This window comes from Streptococcus pluranimalium, assembly GCF_047785745.1.
Lineage (GTDB): Bacteria > Bacillota > Bacilli > Lactobacillales > Streptococcaceae > Streptococcus > Streptococcus pluranimalium_B.
The window spans coordinates 1-833 of sequence record NZ_JBLOJT010000213.1; the positions used below are offsets into that span (position 1 = coordinate 1).

Consider the following 833-nt stretch of genomic DNA (forward strand, 5'->3'; position numbering starts at 1 on the left):
GTACACTAGCTGTTGTGACCTCATAAGTTTTGATAAGTTTTGATTGTCTATCGACACCAATATGGTTTTTATAGCCAAAATAACGGACGTCACCTTTGCGTAGCCAAGTCGCATCTAGTCTTTTTGCTCCGTTTAGCCTTGTTCCAACCGTCTACCTTTTCGCCTTCCTTGATGTTCTGATTGTCCTCACGTGAATGGCGTTGTTTAGGGTATTCGACAAAGGAAGCCTCCACAATCTGACCTGAATGGGCAATCAACCCTTCATCTGTGAGATGGGCATAGAACAAATCGAACAACGCCTTTTCACGACCTGATTTGGTTAATTTCTCACGATAGAGCCAGATAGTTTTCGCATCTGGAACAGTGTCTTCATGACAACCAACAAACCGACGAAAAGATAGAGGATCCAGCAGTTGGTATTCCATGGCATCGTCAGATAGGTTATGAAGACGTTGAAGCAAGAGCACTTTGAACATCATGAGATAGTCTAGGTGAGGACGACCGCCACGACTGAATAACTCTGACAATAAAGGAAGTAAGATAGTCCAATCCATAATGGCATCCGAACGTTCTAAGGGACTACCTTTCTCTGATAGTTTTGACAAGATTTTTTCATCGTCTGTGAATAAATGCATGACAGCTCTCCTGATTACTTTTGATTCTATTATCTCATTTTGGGGAAATTTAGGGAGTTTTTAGAGGTGCCCTTAAAACAATATAATTTAAGAGGAACACTTCTTTTTTAAACAGCGATAAAGCACCAAAAAGAACATTTGCTACTACTATCAGTCCGGTAAAGGAGGCCATAAGACTTAACCAATGACAGATATAAG

Annotated in this window: 1 pseudogene; it reads right to left on the reverse strand. The window is 40.7% G+C overall.

Features of this window, described 5'->3' with window-relative positions:
- Positions 1 to 635: pseudogene (locus ACMZ6U_RS10555) on the reverse strand (IS5 family transposase); the annotation flags it as partial.
- Between the last annotated feature and the right edge of the window lie 198 nt (positions 636 to 833).